Origin of the sequence: Pseudomonas baetica (assembly GCF_051216495.1) — a bacterium.
GTDB classification, from domain to species: domain Bacteria; phylum Pseudomonadota; class Gammaproteobacteria; order Pseudomonadales; family Pseudomonadaceae; genus Aquipseudomonas; species Aquipseudomonas baetica_B.
In genome coordinates this window covers 57,210-71,850 of the sequence record NZ_JBPKAM010000009.1, presented here as the reverse complement: position 1 = coordinate 71,850, position 14,641 = coordinate 57,210, and the positions used below count along the sequence as shown (strand labels likewise).

At 59.9% G+C, this 14,641-nt stretch carries 15 protein-coding genes and 1 riboswitch; of the genes, 8 read left to right on the top strand and 7 right to left on the bottom strand.

What is annotated here, in order from left to right; translation table 11 throughout:
* Positions 1-434 precede the first annotated feature (434 nt).
* Positions 435-2,051 (top strand): L-aspartate oxidase, encoded by a 1,617-nt coding sequence (gene nadB / locus ACSFE6_RS05975; RefSeq protein ID WP_435426735.1) that lies wholly within the window; start codon positions 435-437, stop codon positions 2,049-2,051.
* Here the strand turns inward: nadB and ACSFE6_RS05970 are convergent.
* Together ACSFE6_RS05970 and ACSFE6_RS05965 are read right to left on the bottom strand one after the other, a co-directional pair.
* Positions 2,020-2,472 carry a protein YgfX gene (locus ACSFE6_RS05970; protein ID WP_435426734.1) on the bottom strand — a complete coding sequence of 151 codons (453 nt, stop codon included), beginning with the start codon at positions 2,470-2,472 and terminating at the stop codon, positions 2,020-2,022. The two genes, nadB and ACSFE6_RS05970, sit on opposite strands and share 32 nt — an antisense overlap.
* On the bottom strand, positions 2,456-2,710 hold the full coding sequence (locus tag ACSFE6_RS05965) for a succinate dehydrogenase assembly factor 2 (protein ID WP_007930227.1): 255 nt from the start codon (positions 2,708-2,710) through the stop codon (positions 2,456-2,458). Before ACSFE6_RS05965 ends, ACSFE6_RS05970 begins: the two co-directional genes overlap by 17 nt.
* Positions 2,711-2,859: 149 nt before the next feature.
* Between ACSFE6_RS05965 and ygfZ the strand changes: the two genes are divergently transcribed.
* Both ygfZ and ACSFE6_RS05955 read left to right on the top strand, forming a co-directional pair.
* On the top strand, positions 2,860-3,801 hold the full coding sequence (ygfZ, locus tag ACSFE6_RS05960; protein ID WP_435426733.1) for a CAF17-like 4Fe-4S cluster assembly/insertion protein YgfZ: 942 nt from the start codon (positions 2,860-2,862) through the stop codon (positions 3,799-3,801).
* A gap of 35 nt (positions 3,802-3,836) precedes the next feature.
* Positions 3,837-4,658: an HDOD domain-containing protein gene (locus tag ACSFE6_RS05955; protein WP_435426732.1), complete on the top strand. Its 822-nt coding sequence runs from the start codon at positions 3,837-3,839 to the stop codon at positions 4,656-4,658.
* 51 nt (positions 4,659-4,709) lie between these two features.
* On the opposite strand, the gene ACSFE6_RS05950 is transcribed toward ACSFE6_RS05955, so the two are convergent.
* Both ACSFE6_RS05950 and ACSFE6_RS05945 read right to left on the bottom strand, forming a co-directional pair.
* A complete protein-coding gene (locus tag ACSFE6_RS05950; protein ID WP_435426731.1) occupies positions 4,710-6,098 on the bottom strand; it encodes a sensor histidine kinase in 1,389 nt (462 codons plus the stop codon).
* Entirely contained in the window at positions 6,091-6,762 is a 672-nt protein-coding gene (locus ACSFE6_RS05945) for a response regulator (RefSeq protein WP_007930220.1), read from the bottom strand. Before ACSFE6_RS05945 ends, ACSFE6_RS05950 begins: the two co-directional genes overlap by 8 nt.
* Before the next feature lie 433 nt (positions 6,763-7,195).
* Here ACSFE6_RS05945 and ACSFE6_RS05940 point away from each other — a divergent pair, with 433 nt between their 5' ends.
* The 4 genes from ACSFE6_RS05940 to ACSFE6_RS05925 are packed head-to-tail and all read left to right on the top strand — an operon-like array spanning position 7,196 to position 11,233.
* Positions 7,196-8,173, top strand: a complete 978-nt coding sequence (locus ACSFE6_RS05940) for a Bug family tripartite tricarboxylate transporter substrate binding protein (RefSeq protein WP_435426730.1) — start codon at positions 7,196-7,198, stop codon at positions 8,171-8,173.
* 58 nt (positions 8,174-8,231) lie between these two features.
* Positions 8,232-8,690, top strand: a complete 459-nt coding sequence (locus tag ACSFE6_RS05935) for a tripartite tricarboxylate transporter TctB family protein (protein ID WP_435426729.1) — start codon at positions 8,232-8,234, stop codon at positions 8,688-8,690.
* A 1-nt stretch (position 8,691) separates the two neighbouring features.
* Entirely contained in the window at positions 8,692-10,206 is a 1,515-nt protein-coding gene (locus ACSFE6_RS05930; RefSeq protein ID WP_435426728.1) for a tripartite tricarboxylate transporter permease, read from the top strand.
* A complete protein-coding gene (locus ACSFE6_RS05925; RefSeq protein ID WP_435426727.1) occupies positions 10,199-11,233 on the top strand; it encodes an AbrB family transcriptional regulator in 1,035 nt (344 codons plus the stop codon). The genes ACSFE6_RS05930 and ACSFE6_RS05925 overlap by 8 nt, the downstream gene beginning before the upstream one ends.
* A gap of 94 nt (positions 11,234-11,327) precedes the next feature.
* On the opposite strand, the gene ung is transcribed toward ACSFE6_RS05925, so the two are convergent.
* Entirely contained in the window at positions 11,328-12,020 is a 693-nt protein-coding gene (ung, locus tag ACSFE6_RS05920) for a uracil-DNA glycosylase (RefSeq protein WP_435426726.1), read from the bottom strand.
* 132 nt (positions 12,021-12,152) lie between these two features.
* Here ung and ACSFE6_RS05915 point away from each other — a divergent pair, with 132 nt between their 5' ends.
* On the top strand, positions 12,153-13,268 hold the full coding sequence (locus ACSFE6_RS05915; RefSeq protein WP_435426725.1) for an enoyl-CoA hydratase/isomerase family protein: 1,116 nt from the start codon (positions 12,153-12,155) through the stop codon (positions 13,266-13,268).
* A 116-nt stretch (positions 13,269-13,384) separates the two neighbouring features.
* On the opposite strand, the gene ACSFE6_RS05910 is transcribed toward ACSFE6_RS05915, so the two are convergent.
* Together ACSFE6_RS05910 and ACSFE6_RS05905 are read right to left on the bottom strand one after the other, a co-directional pair.
* Entirely contained in the window at positions 13,385-13,849 is a 465-nt protein-coding gene (locus ACSFE6_RS05910; RefSeq protein ID WP_435426724.1) for a hypothetical protein, read from the bottom strand.
* A gap of 167 nt (positions 13,850-14,016) precedes the next feature.
* Positions 14,017-14,259 carry a hypothetical protein gene (locus ACSFE6_RS05905; protein ID WP_435426761.1) on the bottom strand — a complete coding sequence of 81 codons (243 nt, stop codon included), beginning with the start codon at positions 14,257-14,259 and terminating at the stop codon, positions 14,017-14,019.
* Between the two features lie 277 nt (positions 14,260-14,536).
* A riboswitch (guanidine-I (ykkC/yxkD leader) is annotated at positions 14,537-14,637 on the top strand.
* The last annotated feature ends 4 nt before the right edge of the window (positions 14,638-14,641 follow it).

Below are 14,641 nucleotides of genomic sequence, written 5' to 3'. Positions count from 1 at the left end.
TCACGCACGAAAAGCGCAGCGCGAGATTCCCCGGCTGCGCGAATAATCTTGTCATCGACTCGCCGGCAAGGATCCAATCGCAGATCCCGCTCTGAAGCCGACACTGTCCCTTTTATCAGGCAACCGTCTATTGATCTTGGGCCTTTGGCAAAAGTTCCAAATATTTATAGCTGCGCCAAACCGAGATTGTGCAACCGTGAAGGGAAAATGACTGTTAAATCTGCGATACAGTGCTGTTGTCACCCAATCGATCAAAAAAACATCCGACGAAGCGTCAGGTCTTTTCCGTCACGGTAGTTTCACAATGCCATATGGGCTCGGCTATTGTGCCGCTCCCCCCCTCTATATACTAGTGGGCTGTGCGGTTGCCTGACCTTGCCTTCCAGATGTCCAGCGCCTACCCCGACCCGGGTCGCTTTGAGCGGAATCCTGAAATGAGCCAACAGTTTCAACACGATGTTCTGGTAATTGGCAGCGGTGCTGCCGGCTTGAGCCTTGCGCTGACCTTGCCCGATCATTTGCGCATCGCCGTACTGAGCAAAGGCGACCTCGCCAACGGCTCGACGTTCTGGGCCCAGGGCGGTGTTGCTGCCGTCCTGGACGATACCGACACCGTAGAGTCCCACGTCGATGACACCCTCAATGCCGGCGGCGGCCTGTGCCATGAAGACGCCGTGCGCTTTACCGTCGAGCACAGCAAAGAAGCGATTCAATGGCTGATCGATCAGGGCGTTCCTTTTACCCGCGATGAGCACTCCAGCAACGAAGATGGCGGATTCGAATTTCACCTGACCCGGGAAGGCGGTCATAGTCATCGACGCATCATCCATGCCGCCGATGCCACCGGTGCGGCCATTTTCAGAACCTTGCTCACCCAGGCCAAGCAACGACCGAACATCGAGCTGCTGGAACAGCGGGTGGCTATCGACCTGATCACAACAAAACGCCTGGGCCTTGAGGGCGATCGCTGCCTCGGCGCCTACGTGCTCAACCGCGGCACCGGTGAAGTCGACACCTATGGCGCCCGTTTCGTGATCCTCGCCTCCGGCGGCGCGGCCAAGGTCTATCTCTACACCAGCAACCCCGATGGCGCCTGCGGTGACGGCATCGCCATGGCCTGGCGCTCCGGCTGCCGGGTGGCAAATTTGGAATTCAACCAGTTCCACCCCACCTGCCTGTATCACCCGCAAGCCAAGAGCTTCCTGATCACCGAAGCCCTGCGCGGCGAGGGTGCGCACCTTAAGCTGCCTAACGGCGAACGTTTCATGCCGCGCTTTGACCCACGGGCCGAACTGGCACCGCGGGATATCGTCGCCCGCGCCATCGACCATGAGATGAAGCGCCTGGGCGTTGACTGCGTCTATCTGGACATCAGCCACAAATCCGAAGACTTCATCAAGACGCACTTCCCGACCGTATACGAACGCTGCCTCGAGTTCTCTATCGACATCACCAAGCAACCGATTCCGGTGGTTCCGGCGGCGCACTACACCTGTGGTGGCGTAATGGTCGACCAACAAGGTCGCACCGACGTGCCGGGGCTCTATGCGATTGGCGAAACCAGCTTCACCGGCCTGCATGGCGCCAATCGCATGGCCAGCAATTCACTGCTGGAATGTTTTGTTTACGCGCGCTCTGCGGCAGCGGACATCATGGAGCAGTTGTCCCTGGTTGCGGCACCCGTCGCCCTTCCCGCCTGGGATGCGAGCCAGGTGACCGACTCCGATGAAGACGTAATCATTGCGCACAACTGGGATGAACTGCGGCGTTTCATGTGGGACTACGTTGGCATCGTCCGCACCAACAAGCGACTTCAGCGGGCCCAGCACCGGGTTCGCTTGTTGCTCGATGAAATCGACGAGTTCTACAGCAATTACAAAGTCAGTCGGGACTTGATCGAATTGCGCAACCTGGCGCAGGTGGCCGAACTGATGATTCTGTCAGCCATGGAGCGCAAGGAGAGTCGTGGCCTGCATTACACCCTCGACTACCCGAACATGCTGCCGGTCGCCCTGGACACTATTCTGGTGCCGCCCACCTACGCCGACTGAACTTGAGCCGGACTCGCAGGCGTCGGTGCAGATCCGCCGCCTGCGAATCCCGGGGCACACATATCGCTCTGACTCGCCGCTCACCGCGCAATCGAAAGCGCAGCACCACCACCAATGGCAGCGCCAGGCTGTCTGGTCGCAACTGCACCGATTGCCATCCCGCCAATTCACTCCATAGCTGCCAACCCTCGGCGTCACGCCGCAAGCCGCGGAACGCCTGTGGATGCGTCAACAGTATCTGACGCGGTAGCGCCCAAACGGCATGCAGCAGACAGCACAAGGCACCGAGCAACCTCGCCCAGAACGGGATGTCGAGAAGAAACAGCGAACCCAGCGCGAACAACTGGGCGAGAGAATACACCGCCAGCAACTGCCCAGAGGCATGCCAGCGGCATTCAAACGAACTACTTGGGCTGGACACGATCCAGGATCATGCGAACCATGCGCTGAAGCTCCGGATCTTCCGATTCGGAACGCTCCATGAACCAGCCGAACATGTCCTGATCCTCGCATTCGAGCAGCCTGACGTAGCAAGCGCGATCAACGTCGTTGAGGTGCGGATAGACCTCTTTCACAAACGGCACCAGCAACACGTCAAGCTCAAGCATGCCGCGGCGGCTGTGCCAGTAGAGGCGATTCAGTTCAACATCTTCGACCATGGAGCGCTCCTCAAATAGGCCGCAAGTATACAGCCCCGCGCCATATCGAACAGTCGGCTTTGGTCGGTCACCGAGGATCCTTTGTGAACTACCCATTTCATGGGCGCCCCCTTATCATGTCCGCCAGACTCTTTACCCTGCGATGACCCATGGCCGATTCTGCTTTTTTCTGCACGCTGTCTCATGAAGGTGTTCTGGCGGTCCGCGGCGCGGACGCCGGCAAGTTCCTGCAAGGACAATTGACCTGCAATCTCAATTACCTGAGCGATTCCCAGGCCAGTCTTGGCGCGCGCTGCACGCAGAAAGGCCGGATGCAATCGAGCTTCCGCATCCTGCTCGAAGGTGACGGTGTGCTCCTGGCCATGGCCAGCGAATTGCTGGAACCACAATTAGCGGACCTGAAAAAGTACGCGGTGTTCTCCAAGTCCAAATTGACCGATGAAAGTGCCGCCTGGGTCCGCTTTGGCATCGAACAGGGCGATACAGCGCTCAGAAGCCTCGGGCTTGAGCTGCCGGCAGACACTGACAGTGTCGTGCGTCATGACGGCCTGATCGCCGTTCGCGTTTCACCCGATCGCGCCGAACTCTGGGTCGCCGCCGATCAAGCCGACACCCTCAAGGGCAAGTTGTCCGCCCTGTTGACCGAAGGCGACCTGAATCAATGGCTGCTGGGCCAGGTCCGTGCAGGGATCGGCCAGGTGATGCCGAGTACCCGCGAATTGTTCATTCCACAAATGCTCAATCTGCAAGCTGTTGGTGGTGTGAGCTTCAAAAAAGGCTGCTACACCGGCCAGGAAATCGTCGCGCGGATGCAGTACCTGGGCAAACTCAAGCGTCGTCTGTACCGCGTGCAACTGGATGCCAGTGAACTGCCCGAGCCCGGCACCCAGCTGTTTTCTCCAAGCCACGGCAGTTCGATCGGTGAAGTGGTGCTGGCCGCCCATGCCGAGCAGAACATTGAACTGCTGGCGGTGCTGCAAGCCGAAGCGGCCGAGGCTGGCGATATCCATGTCGGCTCACTCGACGGCCCTGCCCTGCGTTTGCTCGACCTGCCCTACTCATTGGACCGCGACCGCGAAATCCAGCGATAACCGCCGTACTTTTTTGCGACACCTAGAGAAACGAAATGAGTGAGCTGGCGGAAAAGGTCCAACAGGATTTGGTTGAGGCCATCGATAACGATGACCTGGTTCTGCCGACATTACCGGAAGTGGCCTTGCAGATCCGCAAGGCCGCTGAAGACCCGGAAATCAGCATCAGCACCTTGAGCAAAGTGATCGGCCGCGATGCCGCGCTGTCGGCGCGCCTGATCAAAGTGGTCAACAGCCCCTTGCTGCGCGCCACTCAGGAAGTCACCGACCTGCACACGGCGATTACGCGCCTGGGCATCAACTACAGCAGCAATCTCGCCATCGGCCTGGTCATGGAGCAGATTTTCCACGCCCGTTCCGAGGTGGTTGAACAGAAGATGCGCGATGTCTGGCGAAAAAGCCTGGAAATCGCCGGTGTCAGCTATGCCTTGTGCCGCAGTTACACCCAGCTCAAGCCAGATCAGGCCGCCCTTGGCGGGTTGGTGCATCAGATCGGAGTGCTGCCAATCCTGACCTATGCTGAAGATCACTATGAGTTGCTGTCCGACCCGGTCAGCCTGAACCATGTGATCGAGCACATTCACCCATTGCTTGGCGACAAATTGCTCAGGGTCTGGGAGTTTCCGGACATGCTGGTGCAAGTGCCGCTGCTGTACCAGAACTTCAAGCGACAGTCCGAACAGCTCGATTACGTCGACCTGGTGCAGGTGGCCAGCCTGTATTGCCACAGGGACACTGACCACCCATTCTCACGCATCGACCCTTTCAGCGTGCCCGCCTTCATCAAGCTCGGAATCGATCCCGACAACCAGGCAATGTGCGCGGACCTGGAAGAAACGCGGTCGATGTTTTACTGATCAGCAATTACTGTGGCGAGGGAGCAAGCTCCCTCTCCACAAAAGCGTTGCTCACTCCCCGGCAATAAAGCTCACTCGTACTTTCAACCCCGCCTGCTCGCCATCGTGCAGGCTGATTTGCGCCAGGTGCGCGCGGCAGATCTCGCCGACAATCGCCAATCCCAGACCTGATCCGGCCACTTGCTGGTTACGTCGGTAGAAACGCTCAAACACCCGATCACGCTCTTCAAGGGGAATGCCCGGCCCGTCATCCTCGACCTCCAGCACGGCCGGCGACGAGACCCGCAGGATGACGTTGCCGCCCGGTGGCGTGTGGGCCAAAGCGTTATCGACCAGATTGCTCAACAACTCATTCAGCAAGGTCGGCTCACCCCGCAGCCAGACCGGCTCGTCCGCTTCCAGTGCCAACGCCACACCACGTTTGTGGGCCAGCGGCGCCATGGCCATCCCCAGTTCACGTGCCAACTGGCTCAGATCGAGCAACTGCGCGCCACCTTCGGCAATCGCCCGGGCGCCATTTTCGACCCGTGCCAGCGAAAGCAATTGATTGGCCAGATGGGTCAAGCGATCAGTGCTCTGGGCAGCGGTCTCCAGAGTATTGCGCCAGGTTTCGGGTTCGTTCGCCCGCAGGCCAAGCTCAAGCCGCGCCTTAAGGGCGGCCAGCGGTGTACGCAATTCATGGGCGGCATCGGCGATGAATTGTGCCTGGCGTTCGAACTGTCCACGTAGACGCTCGGTAAAGTGATTGAGCGCGCGCACCAATGGCCACAACTCACGCTGTACTTCCACCAATGGCAACGGACGAAGATCGTCGGATTGCCGTTCTTCCACTGCTGTTCGCAAGCGTTCCAACGGACGCAACGCCGCACTGACGGCAAACCACACCAGCAGCAGCGCACCGACCGCCAGCATGCCCAGACGCAGCAAGGTATCCGCTGCCAGGCTGCGCGCCATGCTCACCCGTGCCTCGTCGGTTTCTGCCACACGTATTTCCGCCATGCCATTCATGTTCGGCTCGCTGACCGCCTTGAGCAGGCTGACCACCCGAACGTTCTGCCCTCGATAGGTGGCGTTGTAGAAACGTGCCAGCGCCGGATAGTCATCGGTGCGCGGCGTTCCCGGGGGTGGAGCGGGAAGGTTTTCGTAACCGGAAATCAGGTTCTGGTGGATGTCGTTGACCAGGTAAAAAATGCGCCCGGCACTGTCGTAGGCAAATGTGTCCAGCGCCACATAAGGCACATCGAGACTGAGGCTACCGTCACGCGCGGAGAGACCGGCGGCAATGGTGCGTGCCGAGGCCAGCAAGGTGCGGTCATACGCCGTGTCGGCGGCTTCGCGACCATTCCAGTAGGCACTCAAGCCACTGGCCAGCATCAACACCACCAGCAACAGCGCCAGGTTCCATAGCAACCGCCAGCGCAGACTGCTGGGCTTATGCATCGCGGCTTTCCAGCAAGTAACCGAGGCCACGGAAGGTCACGATCGCGACCGGTTGCCCATCGAGTTTCTTGCGCAGCCGGTGCACGTAGATTTCGATGGCATCGGGGCTGGCCTCTTCGTCGAGGCCGAAGACCTGGGAGGCCAGCTGCTCCTTGCTCATCACCCGACCGGGACGGGCGATCAGGGCCTCGAGCACGGCCTGCTCGCGGGAGGTCAGGGTCAGCAACTCTTCGCCAAGGGTAAAACGCCGAGTGTCGAGGTCATAGGCCAGCACGCCGCAGCGCTGCACACGCTCACCGCCCAGCACGCTACGACGCAGCAAGGCTTTGACCCGGGCTTCGAGCTCGGTCAGTTCGAACGGTTTGGCCAGGTAATCGTCGGCCCCCAAGTTGAGCCCATGGACCCGATCCTTGACGTCGCTGCGGGCGGTCAGCATCAGCACCGGCAAGTTCTTGCCCCGTGCGCGCAGACGCGCCAGCACTTCAAAACCATCCATGCGCGGCAAACCGACATCGAGGATCGCCATGGCGTAATCCTCACTGCCCAGCGCCAGATCGGCCGCCACGCCATCGTGCAGCACATCCACGGTCAGACCGGTGCTCTTGAGCGCTTGGGCGACGCTTTCAGCGAGCTGCAGATGGTCTTCGACGAGCAGAACACGCATGGATCTTTACCTCATTCAGGGATGGTCGACGCCATTCTTTGGCGCGGAGTTTACAGCGGCATCCGCCGCTGTGAAGCCCGAAAAACCTTGAAAGCCCGATGAAAGGTTAGCGAAAGGTTCACTGGTTAGAGTCGATCCACGGAATGTTTCGACCTGAGCACTCCTCCCGCCATTTGCTCTCTGTTTGTGAATGTAGCGCCCGAAAAACGCCATGAAGCGTTTTCGCCAATAAGAACAATAACCGAGGTACTGCACCATGCTGCCCACACAGCTCCAGGCTTGCCCTCCCCCGCAACGTCCGATGTCTACGCTTGTCAGCGCCGAAGCCGGCTGCCCGTCGTTCTGCCCCGGCAGACTGAAACACGACGGCGCCGCGCGAAATCGTCGCATCTGAATCATCCCGAAAAACAATAACTCCGAAGGAGACAAAAAAATGAATCGATCACTGCGCCGTTTCGCCCTCGCCGCCAGCTGCGTGCTGTTTGCCGGCCAATTGATGGCCGAGCCAAAACGCCCGGAATGCATTGCCCCAGCCTCACCCGGCGGCGGCTTCGACCTGACCTGCAAACTGGCGCAGAGCGCGCTGGTCAATGAAAAACTGCTGACCAAACCGATGCGTGTGACCTACATGCCCGGTGGCGTCGGCGCGGTGGCCTACAACGCGGTAGTTGCCCAGCGCCCGGCGGATGCCGGCACCCTGGTCGCCTGGTCCAGCGGCTCGCTGTTGAACCTGGCGCAAGGCAAGTTCGGTCGTTTCGATGAAACCAACGTGCGCTGGCTCGCCGCCGTCGGCACCAGCTACGGCGCCATCGCAGTGAAAAGCGATTCGCCCTACAAGACCCTGGACGATCTGGTGCAGGCGCTGAAGAAAGATCCGAGCAAAGTGGTGATCGGTTCCGGCGGCACCGTCGGCAGCCAGGACTGGATGCAGACTGCCCTGATCGCCAAGGCCGCCGGGATCAACCCGCGCGACCTGCGTTACGTGGCCCTCGAAGGTGGCGGTGAAATCGCCACTGCACTGCTGGGCGGCCATATCCAGGTCGGCAGCACCGACATCTCCGACTCCATGCCACACATCCAGAGCGGCGACATGCGTTTGCTGGCGGTGTTCTCCGACAAGCGCCTGGACGAGCCGGAAATGAAAGACATTCCAACCGCCCGCGAGCAGGGCTACGACATTGTCTGGCCAGTGGTGCGCGGCTTCTACCTCGGGCCGAAAGTCAGTGACGAAGACTACGCCTGGTGGAAAGACTCCTTCGACAAACTGCTGGCATCCGAAGAGTTCGCCAAATTGCGCGACCAGCGTGAACTGTTCCCGTTCGCCATGACCGGCCAGGAACTGGACACCTACGTGAAGAAGCAAGTCGCGGACTACAAGGTGCTGGCCAAAGAGTTCGGCCTGATTCAGTGATCGTCCCTGTCTAGCGGCCACGGTCCCGTTTTGCGGGGCCGTGGCACAGGAGTTCCTCATGCTCTTACAACGCCTTTTTGCTTCGGTGCTGTTGCTGGCCTGTCTCGGCCTGGTGCTGATGGCCTGGCCCTACCAGGCACCTTTTTCCTACGAACCAATCGGCCCGCGCGCCTTTCCCTTGCTGATGCTGGGGCTGATGGCCCTGGCGCTGGTGTACATGGTGTATCGCCCCTCGCCGATCAAGCACACCGAAGAAGATCCGCCGATGGACCGCGAGACCCTGACCAAGATCGGGGTTTGCGTGCTGTTGCTGCTGGTTTTCGCCGGGCTGTTCGAACCGCTGGGCTTCATCCTCAGCAGCATGTTGGTTGGCATTCCGATGGCGCGCCTGTACGGCGGACGCTGGTTGCCGGGCGCGGTGATCATCAGCCTGATGAGCGTCGGCCTGTACCTGCTGTTCGACAAAGTCATGGACGTGCCACTGCCTCTGGGCCTGCTCGACGTTCTGGAGAACTGATATGGATACGCTTGGTTATTTGAGTCACGGCTTCGGCGTCGCACTGACCCCTTACAACCTGGTAACCGCACTCAGCGGTACGCTGATCGGTACGATCGTCGGCCTGCTACCGGGGTTGGGTCCGATCAACGGCGTGGCATTGTTGATCCCGATCGCTTTCGCACTGGGCCTGCCGCCAGAGTCGGCGCTGATCCTGCTGGCGGCGGTTTATCTGGGTTGCGAGTACGGCGGCCGGATCAGTTCGATTCTGCTGAACATTCCTGGTGAAGCCTCCACCGTCATGACCACCCTCGACGGCTACCCGATGGCCCGCCAAGGCCTGGCAGGGGTTGCGTTGTCGCTGTCGGCCTGGAGCTCGTTCATCGGCGCCTTCATTGCCACCTGCGGCATGGTGGTGTTCGCGCCGATGCTGGCGAAATGGGCGATAGCCTTCGGCCCGGCGGAATACTTCGTGCTGATGGTGTTCGCGATTGTCTGCCTCGGCGGCATGGCCGGTGACCGTCCGATGAAGACATTCATCGCGGCGCTGATCGGGCTGTTCTTGTCGACCGTTGGTATCGATGCCAACAGCGGCGTGTATCGTTTCACCGGGGACAACATCCACCTCACCGACGGCATTCAGTTCGTGGTGCTGGTGCTGGGCCTGTTCTCCATCAGCGAGATTCTGTTGCTGCTGGAAAAAACCCACCGTGGCCAGGAAGCCTTCCAGGCCACCGGGCGGATGCTGTTCAACTTCAAGGAAGCCGCGTCGGTGTTCTGGGTGAACATGCGTTGTGGCGTGCTCGGTTTCATCATGGGCGTGCTGCCGGGGGCTGGTGCAACGCTGGCCAGCGCCGTGGCCTATATGACCGAGAAACGCATCGCCGGTCCGAACGGCAAGTTCGGCCAGGGCGACAAGCGTGGCTTGGCGGCCCCGGAAACCGCCATCGGTGCCGAAGCCTGCGGTGCGCTGGTACCGATGCTGACCCTCGGCGTTCCCGGCTCGGGCACCACGGCGGTGATGATCGGCGCCCTGTCGCTGTACAACATCACGCCGGGCCCGCTGCTGTTTCAACAGCAACCGGACATTGTCTGGGGCCTGATCGCGTCGTTGTTCATCGCCAACATCATGTTGGTGATCCTCAACATCCCAATGATCCGCATCTTCACCAAAATCCTCGCCGTACCGAATTGGGCACTGGTGCCGATGATTGCGATCATCACCGCCATCGGTGTGTACGCGGTGCATGCCACGACTTTCGACCTGTTCCTGATGATCGGCATCGGCATCTTCGGTTACATCCTGCGCAAGCTGGACTTTCCGCTGTCTCCGGTTCTGCTGGGCTTCATCCTCGGCGGTTTGATGGAGCAGAACCTGCGTCGGGCCCTGTCGATCTCCAACGGTTCGCTGGACATTCTCTGGTCGAGCGGGATCACCGTCGGTGTCTGGGGGTTGATCGTGGTCATGCTGCTGGTGCCAATTGTGCGGATCTGGCGTAAACGTTCGGTTGCCCGGCGCGTCGTTGCCGATGTCTGATCGAACACCGTTCAAAGCCTGGTGGGGTACACCACTGGTCGGCCTGCTGGGTGGTTACCTTGCCAGCCAGGTCGGCTGGCCGCTGCCATGGATGGTCGGCTCGTTACTGGCGATCATCCTGGTGCGCTGCCTGACGCCCTGGCAATTGGCGGAAATCCCTGGCGGCCGCAAGTGCGGCCAGTGGATTGTCGGCATCGGCATCGGCCTGCACTTCACTCCTGTAGTGATGGAGCAGGTGCTGAGTCATTTCGGTTTGATCTTCTTCGGTGCGTTGGTCACCAGCCTGTCCGCGGTGGTTGGGGTCTGGTTGATGCGTCGCACCGGGGAGGATCGCGCCACGGCGTTCTTCTCCAGCATGCCCGGCGGTTCCGGGGAGATGGTCAACCTCGGTGCGCGCAACGGCGCAGTGCTCAGTCGTGTCGCGGCCGGGCAGAGTTTGCGGGTGCTGGTGGTAGTGCTCTGTGTACCGGCGGCGTTCAAATACCTGTTGGGTGACGGCACGCCGATCTCCCACGCCGGCAGCATCGATTGGCGTTGGCTGGCGATCCTGTTTCCCGCAGGCGCGCTGGCGGCCTGGATCTGGGAACGTCTGCGTCAACCCAACCCGTGGCTGTTCGGACCGCTGCTGGTCAGTGCGGCGGTGAGCATTGGTTGGGACCTGCACATCGGTTTACCCAACGGCGGCAGCCAGATTGGCCAATGGCTGATTGGCAGTGGTCTGGGCTGTCACTTCAACCGTCAGTTCTTCCGCCGTGCCCCCTCGTTCATGGGCCGGACCTTGATCGGCACGGTGTTGACCATGTTGATTGCGACGGCGGCGGCACTGGGCCTGAGTGCCCTGACCCACCTGGACCTGCGTTCGCTGACCCTGGGCATGATGCCCGGCGGCATTGCGGAGATGAGCCTGACGGCGGAAACCCTGCAACTGTCGGTGCCGCTGGTGACGGCGATGCAGGTGATGCGGTTGTTGTTTGTGTTGTTTCTGGCTGAGCCGTTGTTCAAGTACTGGAATCGGAATCCAGAGTAAAGACCGAGTCGAATTCATCGCCAGCAGGCTGGCTCCCACAGGTTTTGTAAACACCGTAAAACCAATGTGGGAGCCAGCCTGCTGGCGATGCTTTTCAAACCGGCGGCAACCGCCACTCGATCGGCGTCTCGCCGTTCTGCTCCAGAAACTTGTTGGTCCGACTGAAGTGCCCGCAACCGAGGAAGCCGCGATAGGCCGACAGCGGTGACGGGTGCACCGACGTCAGCACCAGATGTTTGGTGGCATCGATCAGCTTCTGTTTGCTCTGGGCATGGGCGCCCCACAGCATGAAGACCAGATGCGGTTGCCGCTGGCTGACCACTTCAATGACCCGATCGGTGAAAAACTGCCAGCCCTTGTCCTTGTGCGCATTGGCGTTGGCGCGTTCCACGGTCATGGTGGTGTTGAGCATCAACACGCCCTGCTCGGCCCAGCTCTGCAGGTAGCCATGGTTGGGAATGTCGATGTTCAGGTCGCGTTTCAACTCTTTGTAGATATTGACCAGTGACGGCGGTGCCGGCACGCCCGGTTGCACCGAGAAGCACAAGCCATGGGCCTGGCCGGGGCCGTGATAGGGGTCCTGACCGAGGATGACCACTTTGACCTTGTCCAGCGGCGTCGAGTTGAGCGCGTTGAAAATCATTGGTCCCGGTGGATAGATTTCCTTGCCGGCCGCCCGCTCCTGTTGCAGGAAATTTCGCAACTCTGCCATGTAGGGCTGGTCGAATTCGGCACGCAGTGCCTCCTTCCAGCTCGGTTCGAGTTTGATACGGTCGTCAGCAGTCATGGTCATATCCGGTAAAAACAATGGGGCGAACCCTAAGAAGGCTGACCAGGCTTGTCAATTGATCTGACACGGATCCGGCACTTTCCCACACAGCGATCATACTTAATCCTCAAATTCCCGATCGAGGTCACGATGAATCTGCACTTCGAAGAACTCACCGGCACCGATGGCGCCCGCATCGGCATTGCCACCCTCGATGCCGAAAAGTCGCTCAATGCCCTGTCATTGCCGATGATCAACGCCCTGCGCGACCGACTGGACGCCTGGGCCAAGGAACCGCAAATCGTTTGCGTCCTGCTGCGCGGCAACGGCGCCAAGGCCTTTTGCGCCGGCGGCGAAGTGCGCAGCCTGGTGGAAGCCTGTCGCGCCCATCCGGGTGAAGTCCCCACTCTGGCAGCACACTTCTTCAACTCGGAATATCGCCTGGACTTCAGCCTGCACACCTACCCCAAACCGTTGATCTGCTGGGGCCACGGTTATGTACTTGGCGGCGGCATGGGCCTGCTGCAAGGGGCGAGCATTCGTATTGTCACGCCAAGCAGTCGACTGGCAATGCCGGAGATCAGCATCGGCCTGTACCCGGATGTCGGTGCCAGCTGGTTCCTGTCGCGCCTGCCCGGCAAGCTAGGGCTGTTCCTCGGTCTGACCGGCGCCCATATGAACGGTCGCGACGCCATTGACCTGGACCTGGCCGACCGTTTCCTGCTCGACGAGCAGCAGGAAAAACTGATCGAAGGCTTGTTGCAGTTGAACTGGCAGGAACAGACGCCGATGCAGCTCAACAGTCTGCTCAAGGCCCTGCAACAGGAAGCCATCGACCAAATGCCCGAGGCTCAGTGGCTGCCGCGACGCCAGCGCATCGATGAACTGCTGGACGTCAGTGACGTGCGCTGTGCCTGGAAGGCGATCAGCGCACTGCGCGATCACACTGACTTGCTGTTCAACCGTGCTGCGCGGACCCTGAGTGAAGGCTCACCGCTGACCGCTCATCTGGTGTGGGAGCAGATCATCCGCGCCCGGCACATGTCACTGGCACAAGTCTTTCAGATGGAATACACCCTGAGCCTCAATTGCTGCCGCCATCCGGAGTTCAGCGAAGGGGTGCGGGCGCGGTTGATCGACAAGGATCAGAAACCGCACTGGCACTGGCCGGATGTGAACACTGTGCCGGATGCGGTGGTGGAGGCGCATTTTCACAAGGTGTGGGAAGGTCGGCATCCGTTGGCGGATCTGTCGGAATACCAATAACAACTGTGGGAGCGAGCCTGCTCGCGAAGAGAGTGTGTCAGTCAAAATTGCTGCTGTCTGATACACCGTTTTCGCGAGCAGGCTCGCTCCCACAGGGGGATTGCGTTCAGTTCGGATTACCGGTGGTTGCCCCGGCCATTATTATGATCACCGTGCCCGTTGCGGTCGCCTCGGCGGTCGTGATTGTTGTTGCGTCCGCGATAGTGATCGTTGTCCCAGTTGCCACGGTTGCGCCCGTCCCAACCATGGTTCTGATGCGCCCTGTAATCAGGCCGCGACTGATAGTAACGGTGGGAAGGCTGGTAATAGCGCGGTGACGGCTGATAAACCCGCGGCTGGTAGTAATACCGTGGGGTCGGTTGGTAATACCTGGCAGGAGGTGAGTAATAACGGCGTGGCGGCGAGTAGTAGCTGTCGTTCGTGTAATAACCGCCGCTGGAGTAATAAGCGGGCGCTGGCGAGGTGTACACCTCGGAGCTGTAATAACTGCCACCTCCATCGTAATAAGGCTCGCACCCACCCAGGGACAATCCCAATACAGCCATCAGTAGAAATCGTCGGAAACTCTTTCGACAGAGCATGGCGGCCTCCTGGACCGCGAGTGAGCCACACCAGCGACGCTGGCAGGCGACAGTCGATCATTCAATGACTGTCAAAACATCTGACATCGAATTCAGAATCCGGTGCGTCTTGGTAACAAGTTGAAACATCTCGCCGATGAAAGGTTTTTCATCCATTCAACCGCCGATTAATGGTGATACCCCCGATATCCACCGCCGTGATAATGGGAATGCCCACCCCAGTAGTAGTAACGAAAACCGCCATAAACGCGCGGGCCACCGTAGTAATAACGCGGGCCGTAATAGTAGGAATAAGGCGAATAGCCGGGATAATAATAAGGTGAGGGGTACACATCGTATCCGCCGGCGTAGTAATAGCAGCCGGACAGTCCCAGTCCGAGCACAACACCGAACAACAATCGACGAAGCATGGCGGCCTCCTGAAAGACCAGCAGTCGGAACAAGCCGACTGACACCACTTTTGACTCGTTATCCGCTATCAAGTGCGACGTAAAGGCAACCTTCGGATCAGTGGCCAACACGATCCATTGCGGTGCGCCCACGCACCATCACAAGGCAACTCAATGTCTGCTTCCAATCCCATCAATCGCGCAAAACCCCAAGCCAGAGCGTTTCGGACGACTTGGCACGGCTCTCGCTTTAGCAAAGCCGTGCAGGAGTCATCACAGGTTCGCGGCACCACAATTTGCAATGGCTGACTAGGGTTCCGGCTCGCTACGGCGTGCGACTGGTCCGAGAGTTGGCGACCTCCAGTTGAGGTTACACGGCGGGACAAAAGCCCGGGAGACAAGC